Source organism: Leisingera sp. CC-HEC093, from assembly GCF_059429195.1.
Genome location: NZ_JCAIJR010000001.1, coordinates 2,766,577 through 2,786,894, shown reverse-complemented (window position 1 = coordinate 2,786,894; position 20,318 = coordinate 2,766,577). Strand labels below are relative to the sequence as shown.

21 protein-coding genes and 1 pseudogene are annotated in these 20,318 nt (G+C 65.6%); 10 read left to right on the top strand and 12 right to left on the bottom strand.

The genetic code is table 11. The features are described 5' to 3' along the window. Positions 1 to 63: 63 nt before the first annotated feature. Together AC5STB_RS13580 and meaB are read right to left on the bottom strand one after the other, a co-directional pair. Entirely contained in the window at positions 64 to 867 is an 804-nt protein-coding gene (locus tag AC5STB_RS13580; RefSeq protein ID WP_495443346.1) for an alpha/beta hydrolase, read from the bottom strand. A gap of 6 nt (positions 868 to 873) precedes the next feature. Then, positions 874 to 1,851 carry a methylmalonyl Co-A mutase-associated GTPase MeaB gene (gene meaB / locus AC5STB_RS13575; protein ID WP_495443345.1) on the bottom strand — a complete coding sequence of 326 codons (978 nt, stop codon included), beginning with the start codon at positions 1,849 to 1,851 and terminating at the stop codon, positions 874 to 876. A gap of 348 nt (positions 1,852 to 2,199) precedes the next feature. On the opposite strand from meaB, the gene hrpB reads away from it, so the two are divergent. The 3 genes from hrpB (at position 2,200) to AC5STB_RS13560 (ending at position 6,889) form a co-directional block, all read left to right on the top strand. Next, the gene (gene hrpB, locus AC5STB_RS13570; RefSeq protein WP_495443344.1) at positions 2,200 to 4,647 is read left to right on the top strand and encodes an ATP-dependent helicase HrpB; all 2,448 of its coding nucleotides are present in this window, start codon (positions 2,200 to 2,202) and stop codon (positions 4,645 to 4,647) included. Between the two features lie 211 nt (positions 4,648 to 4,858). Continuing rightward, on the top strand, positions 4,859 to 5,317 hold the full coding sequence (locus AC5STB_RS13565) for an NUDIX hydrolase (protein ID WP_495443343.1): 459 nt from the start codon (positions 4,859 to 4,861) through the stop codon (positions 5,315 to 5,317). Between the two features lie 90 nt (positions 5,318 to 5,407). Then, the gene (locus tag AC5STB_RS13560) at positions 5,408 to 6,889 is read left to right on the top strand and encodes an inorganic phosphate transporter (protein ID WP_495443342.1); all 1,482 of its coding nucleotides are present in this window, start codon (positions 5,408 to 5,410) and stop codon (positions 6,887 to 6,889) included. Between the two features lie 74 nt (positions 6,890 to 6,963). On the opposite strand, the gene AC5STB_RS13555 is transcribed toward AC5STB_RS13560, so the two are convergent. Then, positions 6,964 to 7,683 (bottom strand): SDR family NAD(P)-dependent oxidoreductase, encoded by a 720-nt coding sequence (locus AC5STB_RS13555; RefSeq protein WP_495443341.1) that lies wholly within the window; start codon positions 7,681 to 7,683, stop codon positions 6,964 to 6,966. Between the two features lie 93 nt (positions 7,684 to 7,776). Beyond that, positions 7,777 to 8,064 carry a hypothetical protein gene (locus AC5STB_RS13550; RefSeq protein WP_495443340.1) on the bottom strand — a complete coding sequence of 96 codons (288 nt, stop codon included), beginning with the start codon at positions 8,062 to 8,064 and terminating at the stop codon, positions 7,777 to 7,779. 297 nt (positions 8,065 to 8,361) lie between these two features. Here AC5STB_RS13550 and AC5STB_RS13545 point away from each other — a divergent pair, with 297 nt between their 5' ends. Further along, positions 8,362 to 8,946: an outer membrane protein gene (locus AC5STB_RS13545; RefSeq protein WP_495443339.1), complete on the top strand. Its 585-nt coding sequence runs from the start codon at positions 8,362 to 8,364 to the stop codon at positions 8,944 to 8,946. A 64-nt stretch (positions 8,947 to 9,010) separates the two neighbouring features. Here AC5STB_RS13545 and argF read toward each other — a convergent pair whose 3' ends face one another. The 3 genes from argF to AC5STB_RS13530 form a co-directional block, all read right to left on the bottom strand. After that, positions 9,011 to 9,937, bottom strand: coding sequence for an ornithine carbamoyltransferase (argF, locus tag AC5STB_RS13540; protein WP_495443338.1), 927 nt, complete (start codon positions 9,935 to 9,937; stop codon positions 9,011 to 9,013). Positions 9,938 to 10,016: 79 nt separating this feature from the next. Beyond that, positions 10,017 to 11,192, bottom strand: a complete 1,176-nt coding sequence (locus AC5STB_RS13535; RefSeq protein WP_495443337.1) for an aspartate aminotransferase family protein — start codon at positions 11,190 to 11,192, stop codon at positions 10,017 to 10,019. Positions 11,193 to 11,568: 376 nt separating this feature from the next. Further along, positions 11,569 to 11,826 carry a zinc ribbon domain-containing protein gene (locus AC5STB_RS13530; protein WP_495443336.1) on the bottom strand — a complete coding sequence of 86 codons (258 nt, stop codon included), beginning with the start codon at positions 11,824 to 11,826 and terminating at the stop codon, positions 11,569 to 11,571. Between the two features lie 83 nt (positions 11,827 to 11,909). Between AC5STB_RS13530 and AC5STB_RS13525 the strand changes: the two genes are divergently transcribed. The 3 genes from AC5STB_RS13525 (at position 11,910) to AC5STB_RS13515 (ending at position 14,607) form a co-directional block, all read left to right on the top strand. Beyond that, positions 11,910 to 12,275, top strand: a complete 366-nt coding sequence (locus AC5STB_RS13525) for a MerR family transcriptional regulator (protein ID WP_495443335.1) — start codon at positions 11,910 to 11,912, stop codon at positions 12,273 to 12,275. 51 nt (positions 12,276 to 12,326) lie between these two features. Then, positions 12,327 to 13,238 carry a DMT family transporter gene (locus AC5STB_RS13520; RefSeq protein ID WP_495443334.1) on the top strand — a complete coding sequence of 304 codons (912 nt, stop codon included), beginning with the start codon at positions 12,327 to 12,329 and terminating at the stop codon, positions 13,236 to 13,238. Between the two features lie 130 nt (positions 13,239 to 13,368). Further along, positions 13,369 to 14,607, top strand: coding sequence for an MFS transporter (locus AC5STB_RS13515; protein ID WP_495443333.1), 1,239 nt, complete (start codon positions 13,369 to 13,371; stop codon positions 14,605 to 14,607). Positions 14,608 to 14,612: 5 nt separating this feature from the next. Here AC5STB_RS13515 and AC5STB_RS13510 read toward each other — a convergent pair whose 3' ends face one another. After that, the gene (locus tag AC5STB_RS13510) at positions 14,613 to 15,425 is read right to left on the bottom strand and encodes an ABC transporter permease (protein WP_495443332.1); all 813 of its coding nucleotides are present in this window, start codon (positions 15,423 to 15,425) and stop codon (positions 14,613 to 14,615) included. A gap of 160 nt (positions 15,426 to 15,585) precedes the next feature. Here AC5STB_RS13510 and AC5STB_RS13505 point away from each other — a divergent pair, with 160 nt between their 5' ends. After that, on the top strand, positions 15,586 to 16,185 hold the full coding sequence (locus AC5STB_RS13505) for a GcrA family cell cycle regulator (RefSeq protein WP_495443331.1): 600 nt from the start codon (positions 15,586 to 15,588) through the stop codon (positions 16,183 to 16,185). Positions 16,186 to 16,255: 70 nt separating this feature from the next. Here the strand turns inward: AC5STB_RS13505 and AC5STB_RS13500 are convergent, their stop codons facing one another. Next, on the bottom strand, positions 16,256 to 16,663 hold the full coding sequence (locus AC5STB_RS13500) for a DUF2000 family protein (RefSeq protein ID WP_495443330.1): 408 nt from the start codon (positions 16,661 to 16,663) through the stop codon (positions 16,256 to 16,258). Next, positions 16,656 to 17,072, bottom strand: coding sequence for a cupin domain-containing protein (locus AC5STB_RS13495; protein WP_495443329.1), 417 nt, complete (start codon positions 17,070 to 17,072; stop codon positions 16,656 to 16,658). Before AC5STB_RS13495 ends, AC5STB_RS13500 begins: the two co-directional genes overlap by 8 nt. A 101-nt stretch (positions 17,073 to 17,173) precedes the next feature. Between AC5STB_RS13495 and AC5STB_RS13490 the strand changes: the two genes are divergently transcribed. Continuing rightward, positions 17,174 to 18,037, top strand: a complete 864-nt coding sequence (locus AC5STB_RS13490) for an AraC family transcriptional regulator (RefSeq protein WP_495443328.1) — start codon at positions 17,174 to 17,176, stop codon at positions 18,035 to 18,037. Positions 18,038 to 18,074: 37 nt separating this feature from the next. On the opposite strand, the pseudogene AC5STB_RS13485 reads toward AC5STB_RS13490, so the two are convergent. Next, positions 18,075 to 18,593 (bottom strand): annotated as a pseudogene (locus AC5STB_RS13485) (YHS domain-containing (seleno)protein). Positions 18,594 to 18,865: 272 nt separating this feature from the next. Between AC5STB_RS13485 and yghU the strand changes: the two are divergent. After that, a complete protein-coding gene (gene yghU, locus AC5STB_RS13480) occupies positions 18,866 to 19,741 on the top strand; it encodes a glutathione-dependent disulfide-bond oxidoreductase (RefSeq protein WP_495443327.1) in 876 nt (291 codons plus the stop codon). A 72-nt stretch (positions 19,742 to 19,813) separates the two neighbouring features. Here yghU and AC5STB_RS13475 read toward each other — a convergent pair whose 3' ends face one another. Next, positions 19,814 to 20,227: an ester cyclase gene (locus tag AC5STB_RS13475; protein WP_495443326.1), complete on the bottom strand. Its 414-nt coding sequence runs from the start codon at positions 20,225 to 20,227 to the stop codon at positions 19,814 to 19,816. Positions 20,228 to 20,318: the final 91 nt, after the last annotated feature.

Below are 20,318 nucleotides of genomic sequence, written 5' to 3'. Positions count from 1 at the left end.
CCGCTGCTCTTACGCTCAACCGGCAACAGCGTCAAGTGATTCAACTCAGCTTTCTTGCCCGGCTTACTGCACCGTTTCCCGGCCCTCTGCAAGCCCTTGCAGCCGGGCATCCGCCGCCGCCCCGAGCTGCGGCCGGCCGCGCTGCCGCGCCACCCTTGCCAGCTTTTGCCAGTAGGTCCGCGACAGCCTGCGCCGGCTCCGGTGCAGATCCAGCACCCGCGCCGCATTCAGCGGCCCGTCGCGCAGCAAGGACTGCAGATCCCAGAAGCTGCCGCCTTCGCGGATCACCTGGCTGGCCGGATGGCCGCCGCAGGACAGGCGGCACAACTGCAGATCCGGAAACACCGCCTGGATGAACAGCGCGTGGCTCAGGTCCATTTTGCGGAACGGATCGAACAGCACCACCCCCTGCACGCCGTGGCGGCCGTACCGGATCAGGTCGCCCAGCGCTTCGTCAAAGGCCGCCGCCTCCTTGCGGCGGCGGTCAAAGGGTACCGCGCCCGGCGCGATGGTGTATTGCGGCGAGACCGCAATCAGGCGGCTGAGACGCAGCGCCCTGGAGAACCGCAGCGCCCCGTACCCGCCCATGGAAAACCCCATGGCGGAAACGTCCTGATAGCCTTTGGCCAGTTCCTTGAGACTGCGCGACAGCGCCTTGGTCTCGCTATTGATGTACCAGTCGTTATTGCGGGGCTGGATGTGCAGATGGGCATAGCCGTGTGCGGTCATGTTCCGGACCGGGCCGCGGTCCTCAAATTCCCCGGCCACGGCAACCCGCTGGCGGAAGGTCACGAACAGCCGCTCGCTCCTCGCGTTGAACAGCGAGGCGCGCAGCTTTTCGCCGTCAAAGACCCGGGTTTCCTGCACGGCCCCTCACCCCTTCAGGTGGGATTGCAGCATCAGCTGTGCCGCCGCTGCCGGGGTCAGCGCGCCCTCTGCAACCTGGCCCGACAGCTCTGCCATTGCGGCCTGGGCGCTGGCGGTGTGCAGCCGTGCCAAAAGCGCCTGGCGCACCTCCTGGTCGAACCAGTAACAGGACTGATCTGCCCGGCGGCGGTCCCAGTGGCCGTTTTCCTTGCGCCAGGCGGTCAGCATCTGCATCTCCTCCCAGGCCTGCTCCAGCCCGTGCTCCTCAACGGCGGAGACCATCAGCGCCTTGGGGAAGCCCTCCGGGTCCTGCGGGCGCTTGCGCAAGAGGCGCAGCGCACCGGCATAATCGGCGCAGGTGCGGGTGGCGACGGGTTTCAGCGGCCCGTCGGCCTTGTTCACCAGGATGAGGTCGGCCATTTCCATGATGCCGCGCTTCACCCCCTGCAGCTCATCGCCGCCGGCGGGCGCCAGAAGCAAGAGGAACAGGTCCGACATCTCTGCCACCACGGTTTCAGACTGGCCGACGCCGACCGTCTCGATCAGCACCACGTCGAACCCAGCCGCCTCGCACAGGGCGACGGCCTCGCGGGAGCGGCGGGCGACGCCGCCCAGGTGGCTCTGACTGGGGGACGGGCGGATAAAGGCGTTGCGCTCGCGGCTGAGGCGTTCCATCCGGGTTTTGTCGCCCAGAATGGACCCGCCGGAGCGCGCCGAACTGGGATCGACCGCCAGCACCGCGACCCGCAGGCCCAGCCCGGTCAGCATCATGCCGAAGCTTTCGATGAAGGTGGATTTGCCGACGCCCGGCGTGCCCGACAGGCCGATGCGCAGCGACTGGCGTTTGTGTTTTGCCAGGTCCGACAGCAGCTCCTGCGCTTTGGTGCGGTGATCCGCACGGCCGCTTTCCACCAGGGTGATGGCGCGGGCCAGCGCCCGGCGGTCGCCATCGAGGATTTTCTGCGTCAGTTGTCCGGTGTCCATGCGTGCCTTCCTGATGTCTTGGGCGGACCTTGGCGCAAGCCGTGCCGCAAAGTCCAGCCCCTGCCGTCCGCGGCGCAATCTACATCAGACGCCGCGGCAGGAAAGGCGGCAAATCCGCCGCGGTTGGTGCAATTTGCGGAGTGAAAGAATGGCGATTTGGCGCAGGAGAACCAAATTGCTGCTGCGATCTACCGCCCGGCGGCACCGCCGGGCAGCGCCCGTCCGCCCCCACGGGCGGGCGCTTTGCTTCCCGCCCTCGGACGGCCGCAGCCCTAAGTGGAGATTTCAAAGGCAGTTATCACGGACACACTGCTAGACCTCCCGCCTCCCTTTGGCGATAAGGCGGACATGACCAGATTGCCGATCGAAGACGCCCTCCCCGAACTGCTGGACGCATTGCGTGCCCGCGGCCGTGCCGTGCTGCAGGCGCCGCCCGGCGCGGGCAAGACCACGCGGGTGCCGCTGGCGATGCTCGAAGCCGGGGTGACCCGGGGCCGCATCGTGATGCTGGAGCCCCGCCGCCTGGCCGCCCGCGCCGCCGCTGAACGGATGGCAGAGACGCTGGGCGAGAAACCGGGCCAGACCGTCGGCTATAGGGTGCGCGGCGATGCCAAGACCTCCAAAGCAACCCGTATCGAAGTGGTGACCGAGGGCATCCTGACCCGGATGCTGCAGTCGGACCCGGACCTGCCCGGCGTTGGCGCGGTGATCTTTGACGAATTCCACGAACGCTCCCTGAATGCCGATCTGGGGCTTGGCTTATGCCTGGAGGTGGCGGGGGCGCTGCGTGATGACCTGATGCTGCTGGCGATGTCGGCAACGCTGGACGCGGAACCTGTGGCGGCGCTGATGGACGCGCCGATGGTCACCTCCGAGGGCCGCAGCTACCCGGTGGAGACGCGCTGGCTGGAGCGCCCCCTGCCCGCGCAAGGACGCCGTCTGGACGCGCTGGCGGATCTGGTGGTGCAGGCAGAGAAGGAAACCCGGGCAACCGGCGGCGGCATTCTGGTGTTCCTGCCCGGCGAGGGCGAGATCCGCCGCGCGGCAGGAGCCTTGGAGAAACGCCTGCCCGGCCATTGCCATATCCGGCCGCTGTTCGGCGCCCTGCCCTTTGCCGAACAGCGGGCAGCGATCCAGCCCGAGGCACAGGGCCGCAAGGTTGTGCTGGCGACCTCGATTGCCGAGACCTCATTGACCATTCAGGATATCCGGGTGGTGGTGGATATGGGCCAGGCGCGGCGGGCGCGGTTCGATCCCGGCTCTGGCATGTCCCGGCTGGTGACAGAGAAAGTGACCCGCGCCGAGGCCACCCAGCGCCAGGGCCGGGCGGGCCGGGTGGCAGAGGGCATCTGCTACCGGCTGTGGACCAAGGGCGAGGAAGGCGCGCTGATGGCGTTTCCGCCCGCTGAGATCGAAAGCGCCGACCTGACTGCGCTGGCGCTGGAACTGGCGCTGTGGGGCGCTGCGCCGGAGGATCTGACATTCCTTACCCTGCCGCCTGCGGGCGCGATGGCGGAGGCGCAGGCGCTGCTTGCGATGCTGGGCGCGCTGGATGCGCAGGGCCGGATCACCGATCACGGAAAGGCGCTGGCCGCCCTGCCGCTGCATCCGCGGCTTGGCCATATGCTGCTGCGGGGCGGCCCCGCCGCCGCACCGCTGGCGGCACTGCTGGGAGAGCGCGACCCGCTGCGCGGCGCGCCTGCGGATCTGTCGCTGCGGCTAAAGGCGCTGAAGGATGCAAAGGGGTTTGAGCGCAATCACCCCTATCAGCTGAACCGCCCTGTCGTGGAACGCATCAAGAGCGAGGCGCGGCGGCTGGAGAAACAGGCAGGCCGCCGCGACGCAGGTCTGCCGCCTGCGATGATGGCCGCGCTTGCCTACCCCGACCGCGTCGGCCAGCGCCGCAAGGGGGACGCGCCGCGGTTCGTGCTGTCCGGTGGCAAGGGGGCCATTTTGGACGGCGGCGACACGCTGGCAGGGGCGCCGTTCATCGTGGCGCTGGACACCGACGGCAACCCGCGCGAGGCAAAGATCCGCATGGCGGCGCAGATATCGCAAGGTGAAATCCGCGAACTGTTTGCCGATCAGATCGCTTGGAAGGACTCTTGCCAGTGGTCCAAACGCGACCGCCGGGTGGTGGCGCGCCAGCAGGAACGCTTTGGCGCCGTGGTGCTGGACGACCGGATCTGGAAGGACGTGCCGCCAGACGCTGTGGCGCAAGCCATGCTCGACGGCGTGCGCGACCTGGGCCTGCGCCTCACCGGCGCTGCGGCGCGGCTGGCCGCGCGGGTGGAACTGGTGCGGGCGGAAGGCCATGATCTGCCGGACTTCTCCCTGCCGGGCCTGACGGAGACGCTGGAGGATTGGCTGCTGCCGATGCTGGACGGGGTGAAATCGGCGGAGGACTGGAAACGCTTTGATCTGCTGCCTGCCTTGCGTGCGGCGCTGAGCTGGGAGCAGACCCAGCTGCTGGACCGCGAGGCACCGGGCAGTTTCATCACCCCGCTGGGGCGCAAGATCCCGATCAGCTATGACGGCGAGATCCCCGAAATCTCGGTCCGCCTGCAGGAGATGTTCGGGGTGACCCGCCATCCGTCCGTGGGCGGCGTGCCGCTGAAGGTCTCGCTCCTGTCGCCCGCCCAGCGCCCGATCCAGATCACCCGCGATCTGCCCGGCTTCTGGGCCGGTTCTTACGCGGATGTCAGGAAGGACATGCGCGCCCAGTACCCCAAGCACCCCTGGCCGGAAGATCCGACCCAGGAAGACCCGACGCTGCGGGCAAAACGGCGCAAGTAGCGCCGCGCACTGCGGCGCAGCCGCGCTGCCCGGCCCAAGTGCTGGCAGCGCATCTTTGATGCGGTGATCCGCGCACGGGAGACCCCGCAGGCAGCCCTCGGCGGTCCTTCAAACCGGCCCATCGCCTTGCAACCCCGGGCGATCAGGCGTAGATTCCCGCAATTGCACACAAAACACGGGATCTTCCCCAACAAGAAAAGGCTGAGCACCCATGACAAGCCCGCTGACCCGCGCCTGGAACGAGATTATCAAACCGATGCTGCAGCGCCCTGCCCGCGTGCAGGTCGCCGCCCTGTGCTACCGCATGGGCGCGGACGGCAAGGAGGTGCTGATGATCACCAGCCGCGGCACCGGGCGCTGGATCCTGCCCAAGGGCTGGCCGGTCGAGGGCAAGGACGGCCCGGAATCGGCGCTGCAGGAAGCCTGGGAAGAGGCCGGCGTCAAACCGGCCCGCATCGAGCCGCAGCCGATTGGCGAATACCACTTTACCAAGCGCCACGACAACGGCACCGAAGAGCCGGTCACCACGCTGATCTTCGAGGTCGAGGTGGAGCAGCTGGAGGACGATTACCCGGAGTCCAGCGAGCGCACCCGCCAGTGGATGAAGCCTGCGGAAGCGGCCGGGCTGGTCGATGAACCGGAACTGCGGGACATTCTGCACCGTTTGTAAAAGTTATGTGACATTTTCATGTCATAAGCTTGATCCGTTTCCTGAGCGGAGGTAGGCGCGTGCGCAGACCCCGGAATCAGGAATGCGATGATGAGCCAAGAAGATCAGCGCCCGCAATGGAACACGCTGGATAAGGATCTCAACAGGATCTCCCAGCTGGAGCTGGCCACAACCTATGCCTCCCGCCCGCTGGTGGCGCCGGGCATTGCGCTCGCCTTCATCGTGCTGGCGGGCCTGGGCGCCGGTGTCTTCTTCGGCGGCTCCGCGATGAGCATGGTGGTGATCGCCGCCGCCGCTTTCGGCGCCTATATGGCGATCAACATCGGCGCCAATGACGTCGCCAACAACATGGGGCCTGCGGTGGGCGCCAATGCGCTGACCATGGGCGGCGCCATCGTGATTGCCGCCATCTGTGAAAGCGCCGGTGCACTGCTGGCGGGCGGCGATGTGGTTTCGACCATTTCCAAGGGCATTATCGATCCCGCCGCGGTGTCCAGCAGCAGCATCTTCATCTGGGCGATGATGGCGGCGCTGATTTCCTCGGCGCTGTGGGTGAACCTGGCAACCTGGGTCGGCGCGCCTGTGTCCACCACCCACTCCGTCGTGGGCGGTGTGCTGGGCGCCGGTGTGGCTGCCGCAGGCACCGCCGCGGTGAACTGGCCCACCATGGGCAAGATTGCCGCCAGCTGGGTCATCTCCCCGGTGCTGGGCGGCATTATCGCCGCCCTGTTCCTGGCCTTCATCAAGGCCAAGATCATCTATCAGGACGACAAGATCGCCGCGGCACGGCGCTGGGTGCCGGTGCTGGTCGGCATCATGGCGGGCGCATTCGGTGCATATCTGGCCCTCAAAGGGTTGAAGAAGATCGTCAAGATCGACCTGCAGACCGCGCTGCTGATCGGTGCCGGCATTGGCGCGCTGTCCTATGTCATTACCGCGCCGCTGATCAAACGCCAGTCCGAAGGCATGGAGAACCGCAACAAATCGCTGAAGGCGCTGTTCGGCCTGCCGCTAGTGATTTCCGCAGGCCTCTTGTCCTTTGCTCATGGCGCCAATGACGTCGCCAACGCGGTCGGCCCGCTGGCCGCCATTGTGCACGCGACCGAATTCGGCGATTTCGCCTCTAAGGTGGCAATCCCGACCTGGGTGATGGTGATCGGCGCCTTCGGCATCTCCTTTGGCCTGTTCCTGTTCGGCCCCAAGCTGATCCGCATGGTCGGCAGCCAGATCACCAAGCTCAATCCGATGCGCGCCTATTGTGTGTCGCTGTCAGCGGCGATCACCGTGATCGTGGCCAGCTGGCTGGGCCTGCCGGTCTCCTCCACCCATATCGCGGTGGGTGCGGTGTTCGGCGTCGGCTTCTTCCGCGAGTGGCACATGGAACGCCGCCTGAAGAAATCCGCCGCAGGCCGCCCGCCGGAGAAGCGCATCGCACCCGAGGAACGCCGCCGCCGCAAGCTGGTGCGCCGCAGCCACTTCATGACCATCGTGGCCGCCTGGGTGATCACTGTGCCTGCTGCCGCTCTGCTGTCTGCGGTGATCTACCTGCTGCTCAACACCTTCGTTGGCTAAGCCGCACCGCATCAACAAAAAGAACCCCCGCGCCGTCCGGCTGCGGGGGTTTTTCTTTGCCTTGGTTTCCGCCCCTAGAACCGCTCCGCCCAGGGCCGCAGCACCAGCTCATCGCTCCAGGCGGAGCGGTGCTGGCTGATCAGGTGCATGTACTCCCGGGCTATGGCCTCCGGGTCGAGCATACTGTCCGGGTTATCCGCAGCCTCCGTCCTTTCGGGGCGGGAGGCATTGCGGATGCCGCCGTCGATGTTGACCCAGGCGACATGGATGCCCTTGGGGTGCAGCTCCCGCGCCATCGACTGCGCCAGACCGCGCTGCGCGAACTTGCCCATCGCAAAGGGCGCGGACTGGGCAAACCCCTTCACTCCGGCAGAGGCACCGGTGAACAGGATGGTGCCGCGCTTCCCGTCTGCGGGCTGCTGCGCCAGCATCCGCCCGGCCGCCGCCTGCCCCAGCACAAAGGCGCCAAAGGCGGTGATCTCCACCGCCTTGCGCACCGCTTCCGGGTCCAATTCCGCGACCGGCCCGCGCAGCCGGGCCGAGGGGTTGTAGCAGGCCACCCGCAGGTCGCCCGGCAGACTGCCGGTCAGCGCGGCAGTTCCGGCGGCATCCGTGCCATCAAGCACATGCAGCTTGGCCCCGGTCTCCGCCGCCAGCGCCTCCAGCTTCGCCACGTTACGGGCGGCCAGATGCACCGCATAGCCCGCGGCGGAGAGCTGCCGGGTAAAGGCGGCGGACAGGCCGGTGCCTGCCCCGACGATCAGCGCCTGCGGTTTCGTTGGTGTGTCCGCCATGGTCTTCCCCTCCCTGATTGACGAGGGAATGCTGGCGGCAAACCGCGCCTCACACAAGGTTTATCAGGCAGAGGTTTAGGCCGGTGAAGGCTGTCAGGCTTCAGCCCCGGCAGCCAGCTGCGCAAGCACATCTGCCACACTCACCACTTTGCCGAAACCTGCGTGAAGGGCTGACAGCGTCACCTCCAGCACAGTCTCTGCATCCAGCATGCCGCCCTTGCGCGCGGGCAAGTCAAAGGCGATCAGAGCATCCGCAACCACCTCAATTTCGAACCCGAGGTTCGCAGCAGAGCGGGCGGTGGAATTGACGCAGAAGGCCCCCGCCATATCGGCCATCTCCTGCTGCATGTCGGCAATCAATAGTGCTGTGGAATAATACATAGAGAACCTCCTGCGCATATACTCTGAGCGCGGAATCAGGACCCATTAATCCTGCACCGCCGGCCCGCCGCAAGCGTTCAAAATCGCAAAAACGCGCAAAGTTCTGCACCTGTCCCGGCACACGGATACAGGCCCGATGGAAAGCATCCTGCCGCCGCGAGTTAGTGCGCCCTGGTATGAACATCCTCAGCGTGTTTCATAAAAGCCACAGAAGCCTTAATTACTTAGCCCCTCCATGGCGGCGGCTCAGGCGGCTCACTAAGTGAGTTCGGTAAACACTAACAGGAGTTTCCGCTCATGAAGCGCACCCTTATCGCAACCGCCTTCACCCTGTCCGCCACTGCCGCAGCGGCAGGCAGCTACACCGAACCCAAGGTCGAAGCCCAGCCGGCGCCGGCGGCAGTTGCTGTCGCCCCGCAAACCGACTGGACCGGCTTCTATGCAGGTCTGCAGTATAACGACGGCGATCTGGAAGCGGACGGCTTCTCCGGTTCCGCCGACTTCGACGGCTTCGGCCTTCACGCCGGCTACAACCACGACTTCGGCCAGTATGTTCTGGGCGGCGAACTGGCGTATAACGACCTCGGCTTTGACAACGACGTGGATGGCGACCTGCTGCAACTGCGCGCCCGCGCCGGTGTGGATCTGGGCCGCTTCATGCCCTACGTGACCCTCGGCTACGCCCGCGGCTCGCTGGACGTCGGCGGGGACGACGTATCCGACGACGGCATCACCTACGGCATCGGTGCGGAATACCTGGTGACTGAGCAGTTCAGCGTCGGCCTGGAATATTCGCGCAGCGATTTCAACGACTTCGAAGATGTTGAAGGCGCAGACTTCGACGCCGACATGGTGCAGCTGCGCGCTTCCTTCCACTTCTGATCCGTTCAGAAGCAAGATAAAGAGGGCGGCCTCGGCCGCCCTTTTTTGCATCCGTCAGGCTGCCTCAGCCGTCCAGGCACCAGCGCATGACGGCTTTTTGCGCGTGCAGGCGGTTCTCGGCCTCGTCAAAGATCACCGACTGCGGGCCGTCCATGACGGCAGAGGTCACCTCTTCCTCGCGGTGGGCCGGCAGGCAGTGCATGAACAGCGCGTCCGGCTTGGCGTGCGCCATCAGCGCGTCATTGACCTGGTAGGGGCGCAGCATGTTGTGGCGGCGCTCCTTGGAGGACTGGCTGTCATGCATCGACACCCAGGTATCGGCCACCACCAGATCGGCGCCCTCCACCGCTTTCACCGCATCGCGCTCAACCACAATCTTGGACCCCGCCTTGCGCGCCAGCCCCATGAACTCCTCCTCCGGATCCAGCTGCGAAGGACCGGTGAAGGTGAGGTCGAAACCGAACTGCCCGGCGGCATGGATGAAGGAGGCGCAGACGTTGTTGCCATCGCCTGCCCAAACCACCTTCTTGCCCTTGATCGGGCCGCGGTGCTCCTCATAGGTCAGCACGTCGGCCATGATCTGGCAGGGATGGGTGCGGTCGGTGAGGCCGTTGATCACCGGCACGTCGGAATATTCCGACATCTCGGTCAGCACGGTTTCATCAAAGGTGCGGATCATGATCATGTCGACATAGCGGCTGAGCACCCGGGCGGTGTCGGCAATGGTCTCGCCATGGCCCAGCTGCATGTCCTTGCCCGACAGCACCATGGTCTGACCGCCCATCTGGCGCACGCCGACGTCAAAGGACACCCGGGTGCGGGTCGAGGGTTTCTCAAAGATCAGCGCCACCATCCGGTCCTTCAGCGGCAGCTCATCATCCAGCGCCGCCTTGGGACGGCCAAGGCGGGCCTGCTTGGTGGATTTGGCCTGGTCGATGATCGCGCGCAGGTCGGAAGGGTCGGTTTTGTGGATGTCGAGGAAATGGTTCATGACTGTATCGCTTTTTTCAGGCGAAGGCCGGGGGCTGTCTGCCCCCGGACCCCCGAGGATTTTTTAAGCCAGAAGAAGCTTATGCGGCTTCAACTTGGGCGGCGGTTTTTTCCAGGCGGCTGACGGCCTCGGCGATGTCTTCATCGGTGAGGGTCAGCGGCGGCAGCAGGCGGATTACGTTGTCCGCTGCCGGGACGGTGATCAGCGCGTTGTCATAGCCCGCCTTGACCACATCCGCATTCACCGCCTTGCACTTGAGACCCAGCATAAGGCCCGCACCGCGGACCTCCTCGAAGACCTCAGGATGATCGGCAATCAGCCCTTCCAGCTTTTGCCGCATAAGGCCCGCCTTGCGGTTCACCTCGGCTAGGAACGCCTCATCGGCGATGTGGTCCATCACCGCGCAGCCCACCGCGCAGCCCAGCGGGTTGCCGCCGTAGGTGGAGCCGTGGGTGCCCGCGGTCATGCCGCTGGCGGCGTCTTCTGTGGCCAGCACCGCGCCCAGCGGGAAGCCGCCGCCGATGCCCTTAGCCACCATCATGATGTCCGGGGTGAGGCCCGCCCATTCATGGGCAAACAGCTTGCCGGTCCGCCCGACGCCGCATTGCACCTCGTCCAGGATCAGCAACAGGCCGTGCTCGTCGCAGATCTGGCGCAGCGCCTTCAGCTCCGCATCGGGCACCACACGGATGCCGCCCTCGCCCTGAACCGGCTCAATCATGATCGCGGCAGTGCTGCCTGAAATGCCATTGGTCACGCCATCCAGGTCGCCGAAGGTCAGATGCACGAATCCGGGCAGCAGCGGGCCAAAGCCCTTGACCATCTTCTCGGAGCCCGCTGCGGCGATGCCGGCAGAAGACCGGCCATGGAAGGAGCCATCAAAGGTGATGATCTCCACCCGCTCCGGCTGGCCCTTGTCATAGAAATACTTGCGCGCCATCTTCACCGCCAGCTCGCAGGCCTCAGTGCCTGAATTGGTGAAGAACACGGTATCGGCAAAGGTGTGCTCGACCAGCTTGTCCGCCAGCGCCTGCTGCTGCGGAATGTGGTAGAGGTTGGAGACATGCCACAGGTTCTGCGCCTGCGAGGTCAGCGCCTCCACCAGCGCCGGATGGGCATGGCCCAGCGCGTTGACCGCGATGCCCGACCCCAGATCCAGGAAGCGTCGCCCGTCCGCCGTGGTCAGCCAGGCGCCTTCGCCTTTGACGAACTCAAGCGGTGCACGGTTGTAGGTCGGCAGAACGGACGGGATCATCAGGATCATCCTTTTCAAAGGTAGAAGCCAAAGCTGTGCATCAGCATGGGCCTTGGGTCAACGGTGGATCAATGGATTTCAGATGGGGGATGTGCTGCACGGCAGGCACATGGGATCAAGGGCCAGTCACGCCAGACGGCGTCGGCGTCGCGAGATGGTGGTATATGCGCGTTTGATCATGGTGGGGTTCCATAATGGAGGTTTGCGCGAAAGAAAACCCTTTTTGTGCAGCCTGTCCTGCCAAACCGCCGCAGCGCGCCACCCGCCCCTTCACCTTTGGCGAAATACTCCTGGGTGAATTGGCCCGGAACTGATCCGGGGCAAGAGGGGCAGCGCCCCTCCTCTCTTCAGTTTGCAGGGCTGCGCCCTTGCGGCTTCAGGCGCCGCTCCAGCGCTCCAGCCGGCCCATGCCGCGGGTGAAAGCCCAGGCGAGGATGCGCGGCATCCCCTTGGCCTCCAGCGCATCGACGCAATGGGCCTGAAACTCGGTAAATGTCGCGCCGGGGTGGCGGAAGGCGCCGCCCTCATAGCAGAGCGAGCAGTACTTCACGCTGCGGCTTCCGTCCGCCTCGCTGCCACCGCCCTCCGGATCCTTGCTAAGCGGCATGCCGCAGCTTTGGCACTTGGGGCCCATGTCACACCTCTTGATTTGGCTTCGCAGCCACACTATGCTCAAAACCATGGAGCTCAGTCAACGCTTTTCAGGGAGGCCGCCGGATGCGGATCGGTGAACTGGCGCGGCGCAGCGGTATCAGCCGCGACACGCTGCGGTTTTATGAGCGTCAGGGGCTGATCCAGTCGGCGCCGGGTGCGGAGGCAACCAACAGCTACCGGGATTACCCGGAGGACGCGCTGATCACGCTGGAGCAGATTGCCGACGCACAGGCCGCGGGCATCAGCATTGCCGATCTTGCAATCCTGCTGAGCCAGCTGGAGGCGGAAGAACCGGATAGTTTTGACGGGATTGCCTTCCTGGACGACCGGATTACCGAGGTAGAGGCCCGCATTCGGCGGGCCGGGCGGTTTCTGGACAGTCTCCGCCAGGCCCGGAACGCCCTGGAGGCGGCGCCTTTAAGCCGCTGAGCGAACCGTTTCCCCTTGCATCCCGCGCCGGCTTGCCGCACCGCTTGGGCCATGAGCCTCGCCACCCCGCAGAACCCCGCCCTGGCCGCCGCCCTGATCCTGGCGGCAACCACTTTCATTGCGGGCACCACCCTGCTGGCCAAGGCGCTGGGAACCGACAGCTTGGGCACACCGCTGCATCCGCTGCAGATCAGCCACGGGCGCTTCCTGTTCGCCTTCATCGGCATTTCAACCGCCGTGCTGATCCTGAGGCCGAAGTTCATTCGCCCGCATTGGGGCTATCATATCGGGCGCACGTCATTCGGCTGGGCCGGGGTCACACTAATGTTTGCCTCCGTCGCCTATATCCCGCTGGCCGATGCGACTGCGATCACCTTCCTCAATCCGGTCTTCGGCATGCTGCTGGCGATCCCGCTTTTGGGCGAACGCGTTGGCCCCTGGCGCTGGGGCGCGGCGCTGATTGCCATGATCGGCGCGATGATCCTGCTGCGGCCCACGCCTGCCAGTTTCCAGCCCGCGGCCCTGCTGGCCCTGGGGGCGGCAGCGGTGATGGGGCTGGAGCTGATCTTCATCAAGAAGCTGGCAGGGCGCGAGGGGCCCTTGCAGGTGCTGTGGTTCAACAACCTTTTGGGGATGATGATTGCCAGCTGTGCGGTGCTGCCGCTCTGGCAGATGCCCAGCGCCGGACAATGGGCAGCACTTGCAGCGCTGGGGCTCTTGATGGCCTGCGCGCAGGCCTGTTTCATCAACGGCATGGCGCGGGCCGATGCCTCATTCGTGGCGCCGTTCAGCTATGCCACGCTGGTGTTTGCCGCGCTCTATGACTTCCTGGGCTTTGGCGTGGTACCGGACGCCATCTCCGTCCTCGGCGCGTGCATCATTCTGGCGGGCGCTGCTGTTCTGGCCTGGCGCGAAGGCCGGGTGCGGCCGCCTGCCGGCCGCGCGGCGGCCGCAGGGAAGTAACCGGCGCCCGAACCGCCCTCACAAAAAGTTATTGCATCCAATGGCCCGGCTGCGACGCTGAGGTCGAAAAGTGGCATTTTCCGCCTGCCCGGCACGGCACCCTGCCCTGTAACAGGACAGGAGGCTACCCATGCACGAGCGGCGAATCCCCGAATGGCTGCGCCATGCGCCGGTGCCCTCGATCCGGGATTTCGGCATCCTGGCAGGGCTGGAAGCAGTGGTGCGCGGCACGCTGATCTCAGTTTTTCCGCTGATCATGTACCGGGCACTGGGGGATGCCGGGCTGGTCTCCGCCTCCTATTTCGCGGTGGGTATCCTGTCGCTGCTGGCCGGGCTGATGGTGCCCGCGCTGGTCCGGCTGGTGCCGCGCCGCTGGGCCTACTCCTTGGGCGCGCTGATGTTTGTGCTGTCGGCGGGGTTCGCCATTCACGGCAGCCCGGTGTCGGTCCTGGCCGCGCTGGCGCTCAATACCATGGCGGCTGTCACCACCTTTGTCTGCTTCAACGCTTATGTGCTGGACTACATTGCCCGGGTGGAACTGGGCAGATGCGAAACCTCGCGGATGTTCTATTCGGCGCTTGGCTGGACCGCCGGGCCGATGGCGGGCGTGCTGCTGCTGGAGGTCTGGGCCCCCGCCCCCTTCCTGATCTCTGCCGCCGCCGCGTCGCTGATGCTGGCGGCCTTCTGGTGGATGCGGATGGGCAACGGCAAGCAAATCGCCCGCGCCCGCGGCCCAGCCTCCAATCCGCTGGCATACCTGCCGCGTTTCCTGGAGCAGCCGCGGCTGATCACCGGCTGGCTGTTTGCGGTGATCCGGTCCGCCGGCTGGTGGATTTATGTGGTCTACCTGCCGATCTTTGCCATCGAAAAGGGCCTGGGCCAGGAGCTGGGCGGCATCCTTCTGTCAGTGACCAATGCCTGCCTGTTCGGGGCGCCGCTGCTGCAGCGCTGGGTGCAGCAGCATTCAATCCGGCTGGCCGTGCGCACCGGGTTTCTGATTGTCACCTTCTGTTTCGGAGCGGCAGCGGCACTACAAGATTGGCCTGCCGTGTCTGTCGGCCTGCTGATGGCCGGGTCTGCGGCACTGATCCTGTTGGACATCTGCGGCGGGCTGCCGTTCCTGATGGCGGTGAAACCGTCTGAGCGCACCGAGATGTCGGCGGTCTACTCCAGCTACCGCGACATCTCCGGCATTCTGACGCCGGGGGCCGCCTGGCTGGTGCTGATGGTGTTGCCGCTGGCCGGGATCTTTGCCGCCGGCGCCGCCGCTGCCGCCTATGCGGCCCTCCTGGCGGGCAAGCTGCATCCGCGGCTGGGGCGCCAGAAAACGGCACCTCAGCCCGCGGAAAACCCGCTGCCCGCGGAATAACGGTTTCAGGGCTTCAGCCGGTACCCCGAACGCAGCATGGCCCAGGCCAGCAGGCAGACGGCAAAGGTCGCGCCGCTGCACACCGCCAGCCCCAGCAAGGGCGGGCTGTCGGAGGTGCCGATCACCCCGAATCGCACCCCGTCGATCAGGTAGAACACCGGGTTCAGATGCGAGATCACCTTCAGAACCGGCGGCAGCGCCTCCACCGAATAAAAAGTGCCGGAAAGAAACGCGAGCGGCGTCACGATGAAATTGGTGATTGCCGCCATCTGGTCGAACTTCTCGGCAAAGACCCCGGCGACGATCCCAAGCCCGCCCAGAAACGCCGCGCCCAGCACGATGAACACCAGTGCGGTAACAGGATGCGCAGGCACGATCTGCAAGACCGCCATCAGCCCCAGCCCGATGCCCAGGGCCACCAGTGTGCCGCGCGCCACGGCACCCGCCAGATAGCCCAGCAGGATCTCCAGCCCCGACAGTGGCGGCATCAGCGTGTCGACAATATTGCCCTGCACCTTGGCAATAACGATGGAGGATGAAGTGTTTGCAAAGGCGTTCTGGATTACCGTCATCATCATGATGCCCGGCGCCAGGAAGGTCAGGAACGGCACCCCCATCACGTCGCCGCGCTTGGGGCCGATGGCGATGTTGAAGATCATCAGGAACAGCGCCGCGGTGACCAGCGGTGCCAGCAGGGTCTGGGTCCAGACCGCCAGAAACCGCTGCACCTCGCGCCAGGCCAGCGCCCTGAGGCCCATCCAGTTCACCCGCCCGAAGCGGCGCGCGCCCAGTTCCACCTGATAGCCTTGATCTGCCATGCTGCCCCTCACATTTCCTTGCCCCGACTGCATAACGGCTGGGCCAATAGGCGCAAGATGCCTTGTAACTCCGCCCGCAGTGATTAAAATAGGGGATCACACGGAATATGATGGCGGCCGCAGAACCCCTGGGGCCGCTATTAGCTTGGAAAGGCAACAGATGTCCTGGACAGACGAGCGCGTCGAACTGCTCAAGAAAATGTGGGGCGAGGGCCAGTCGGCCAGCCAGATCGCCAAGGAACTGGGCGGCGTCACCCGCAACGCGGTGATCGGCAAGGTGCACCGGCTCGGCCTGTCCAACCGCAACAGCGGCGGCGCCAAGGCCGCAGAGCCGAAGGAAAAACCCGCGGCAGCGCCGGCAGCAGCAGCCGCGCCCAAACCCGCGGCAGCACCCAAGCCCAAGCCGCAGCCCAAGACTGAGCCGGCACGCCCGGCCGCGGCGCAGCCTGCGGCGGACGCCAAGCCCGCAACGCCTGCGCGCCGCCAGATCATCCCGGCCGGCCAGCCGCTGCCGCCGCAGCCCTCGGCCAATGAAATCAGCCCCGAGGCGCTGGCCAAGGTCAACGAGATCGAGAAGAAGGCCAAGAAGCTGGGCCTGATGGAGCTGACCGAGCGCACCTGCAAATGGCCGGTGGGCGACCCCGCGACCGAGGACTTCTGGTTCTGCGGTCTGCCCGCGCAGCAGGGCAAACCCTATTGCGAGGCGCATGTGGGCGTGGCGTTCCAGCCGATGTCCTCGCGCCGCGACCGCCGCCGCTGAGGCCGGCCGCTTTAGTGAACTTTAGCCCCGGCCCTGATGAAGGTGCCGGGGCTTTTCATTTACAAAGGCCTCAGGGGTGCATCCGCGCGCCCTTGGTGATCTTGTCGGCCAGCTTGCGCTCCGCCCGCATCGCCAGCCCCGCAATATTGAGGTCCGCTGCGGCATATTCGGCCACCACCGCACGGTTGGCCGCGTCGTGGCCGGTGGCAAACATCTCCTCTGTATACAGCGCCAGTTCAATCCCGCGGGTCAAGCCGCGGGCGTGGATCGTCTTCAGCTTGGCCGCATCCGCGGCCAGCACGATCATCGGCTGCACCGCCAGCGGCGCATAGCGGTTGCCGTCCCTATCCAGGTAAGGCTCGCCCAGCAGATCAGGACTGGCGCCGGCCAGGCCGGTGGCGAGAAACGCGGTGACGTTCAGTTTCTGCCACGCGGCCAGATCCTCGCGCACCACGATGACGATCTTGGTATCAAACATCCTGTGCGCCCTCCGGTGCGCAGCCCTGCCCCTGCGGCAGCAGCCGCTTGGGTTCGGCAACCGTCAGACTGCTTTCGGCATCGCCGGTGTTCAGGGTTCCTGCAGGTTCGAACATCAGCACCACCGGCACCTCGCTCAGGGCGCGCGGACGGTGCTCCACCCCGCGCGGCACCAGCAGGAAGTCCCCGGCGCCCAGCTCAACCGCACCGTCGCGGAAATCAATCGCCGCCGCGCCGCGCAGCACCAGAAAGGCCTCATCCTCTGCCGGATGGGCATGCCAGTCGAATTCGGGGCCGAACTTGGCCACCTTGACCTGGCTGCCGTTCACATCCGCCACGATGTGCGGATCAAAGGTGCGGGAGATCTGGCGGTCTGCCGCTGCCAGAATATTGAGTTTTGCCGGGGGCATTCACGGGCTCCTTATTGCGTTTCCGGGGCCAAAGCCCCAATTTGCTGAATGAATTGCGCATCCCGGCCCCCAGGCCGGGCCGCGCATCAACCGGAATTGTTATGGCAAAGCAGCCCCCTCAGCGTCTTGAACGATCGTGCAGAAAAGACTGGCTGCATGAAGCTCCCGGTCAGGGCGGGCTGGCGCGGATCGAGGCGTTTTTCGGCGGCCATGCCTACTCGCCGCACCGGCATGACACCTATGCCATCGGCTATACGCTGCAGGGGGTGCAGAGCTTCCGCTACCGCGGCGCCCGCACCGACAGCACCGCCGGCCGGATCATGGTCATTCACCCGGACGAGCTGCATGACGGGCAGGCGGGCGGCGAGGATGGCTTCCGCTACCGGATGATCTATATCGCCCCGGCCATGATCCGGGCGGCATTGGGGCCGGAGGCCGCCGCCCTGCCCTTTGTCAGGGATGCGGTGTTTTCCGACCCGCGGCTGCTGCCGGCCTTGCATGCGGCCTGCGGCGACCTGAGCCGCCCGCTGGAGCCGCTGGAGCAGGATCAGGCGATTGCGGTGCTGGCCGAGGGCCTGCTGTGCCATGACAGGTCTGCCCGGGGACGACCGCGCAAGCGGCCCGACCTGCGGGCCATGGAACGGGTGCGCGACTTTCTTGAAGCCCACGCCGAGCGCACGGTCCGCTCCGAAGAGCTTGAGGATGTTTGCCAGCATGACCGCTACAGCCTGGCCCGGCAGTTCCGGGCCGCATATGGCACCAGCCCCTACCGCTATCTGACCCTGCGGCGACTGGACCGAGCCCGCGCCGCAATCTCCCGCGGGGTAGCCCTGGCGGAGGCTGCGGCCCTATCCGGTTTCAGTGACCAGGCGCATCTGACCCGCCAGTTCCGCGCCGCTTATGGCATGGCCCCCGGCGCCTGGAACCGACTTGCGCAGGCGCCATCGCCGGAGGCCGGACCCTGAGGGGCGGGAGCAAACCGCCCCGCAACCCCCACCCAAATCAGTTCGCCACCGGACCTTCAGACGTGAACTTCGGGATCACGCTGTCCGACGCCGCCTTGGGCTCGATCCCCGGCCAGTTGCCCTCGGCCAGGGTGATGTTGCCGGGGATATCTTCCTCCCAGAAGCCGACCACCACGTCGGTGATGTTCAGATACAGCTTGTCATCGACGATGCGCCACAGGTTCGGGTTGGCCGGTACTTTGCCGCCCTTTGACACGCCATAGGCGCAGTGGCCGTCATACTGCGGCGCGTAATAGGCCGGGTTTTCCAGGAACGTATCGCGGTTCTTCGCGCTCGCGAACGCCCAGGTTGCCCCGTTGTAATCGGCGGTGAATTCGGTGCTGCCGCGCACCGGCGCGGTCTACGGCGTGCCGGCCGGGTTCATCTCCAGGCTGCGGTAGGCCACCACGTCATAGCCGGACACCGCATAACCGGTGCCATCGACATACTGCTCCCCGGCAAAGGCCGGCAGCGCAAAGGACAAGGCTGCCGCAGCAGCAAATGCAAGACGCTTCATGAAATCATCCCTTTCATCGGTGATCGCTTCAAATCGGGCACCGGCATCTGCACCGGCCTTGGCACTGACATTACTGCCCCGGCGGAAAATGCGAAGGGGGGTTCACGGCTCTGTGTCCAGGGACGAGAGGATGTGAGCGGGTTGTAAAATTTCCGCGTGCAGACCTTCCAGTCATTGGAATTTTTGAAACGCCCCTTATCTCTGGCTGAGCCGATTGCCGCAGCGCGTGCGATTGACCCGCAACAAGAAACAATCAGGACAAGGCCCGACAGATGAGCGACACCCCCTACACCCCGCCGAAAGTCTGGAAATGGGAACAGGCCAATGGCGGCGAGTTTGCCTCCATCAACCGGCCCATCGCCGGCGCGACCCATGACAAGGACCTGCCCGCGGGCGAGCACCCCTTCCAGCTCTACTCGCTGGCGACCCCGAACGGGGTGAAGGTCACCGTAATGTTCGAGGAGCTGCTGGCGGCGGGCCACACAGGCGCCGAGTATGACGCCTGGCTGATCAAGATCGGCGACGGCGATCAGTTCGGCTCCGGCTTTGTCGGGGTGAACCCGAACTCCAAGATCCCGGCGCTCTCGGACCGCAGCGGCGCGGAACCCGTGCGGGTGTTCGAGAGCGGCTCGATCCTGCTGCACCTGGCAGAAAAGTTCGGCGCCTTCCTGCCCAAGGACGGCGCGGCCCGCACCGAGACCCTGAACTGGCTGTTCTGGCAGATGGGCAGCGCGCCCTACCTGGGCGGCGGTTTCGGGCATTTCTATGCCTATGCGCCGGAGAAATGGCAGTATCCGATCGACCGCTTCACCATGGAAACCAAGCGCCAGCTGGATGTGCTGGACCGGCAGCTGGCGGAGCGGGAGTTCATCGCAGGTGATGAATACACCATCGCCGATATCGCCATCTGGCCCTGGTACGGCCAGCTGGTTCTGGGCCGCAACTACGGCGACGCCGCCGAGTTCCTGGATGCCGGCAGCTACACGAACGTGGTCCGCTGGGCCAAGGCCATCGACGCCCGCCCGGCGGTGCAGCGCGGCCGCATGGTGAACCGCACCTCCGGCGATCCGGCTACGCAGCTGCACGAACGCCACGACGCCGGCGATTTCGAGACCCGCACCCAGGACAAGCTGGAAGCGGCGGAGTAACCCTTCCGCCTGCAATCGGCAGGCTTCAGACAGCCAAAGCGCCCGCCTCGCAGCGGGCGTTTTCTTTTTCGGCTACATCCAGCCCAGCTGCGTCAGGGCGTGCACGTCGTTCCAGACCTTGGTCATGTGGCGGATCTTGCCGCCCTCGAAATCCAGCACATAGACATAATCCGAGGCGGCCGTCTTGCCCGTCGGCGCGCCGTTCCCGGCGTCCACCGTATGGGTGGCATGGAACACCGCAAACAGGATCGCGCGGTTGCTGTCCTCATCCGCCATCAGGGATTGGAACTTCGCATGAGCGTCCGGCATCGGTGTCAGCAGCCCCTTGGCCCATTCGGTATAATCCGCAATCGTCCTGATCTCTGCCAGCGCATCCGCCTGGACAGAGAATGTCGCGTCCGGCGTGCACCATTCGCGGCACACCTCCCAGCCCTTGCCCGCATCGCAGGCCTCGCAGAAGTCATGTGCGGTCTGTTTAATGGACATGGTTTTCCCCTCCCTGCTGTGTGGCGGGCACGGACCGCAGCCCTGCCCTTGCAGCAGCAGATAAGGTGAAAACGGCGGGTGGCGAGAAATG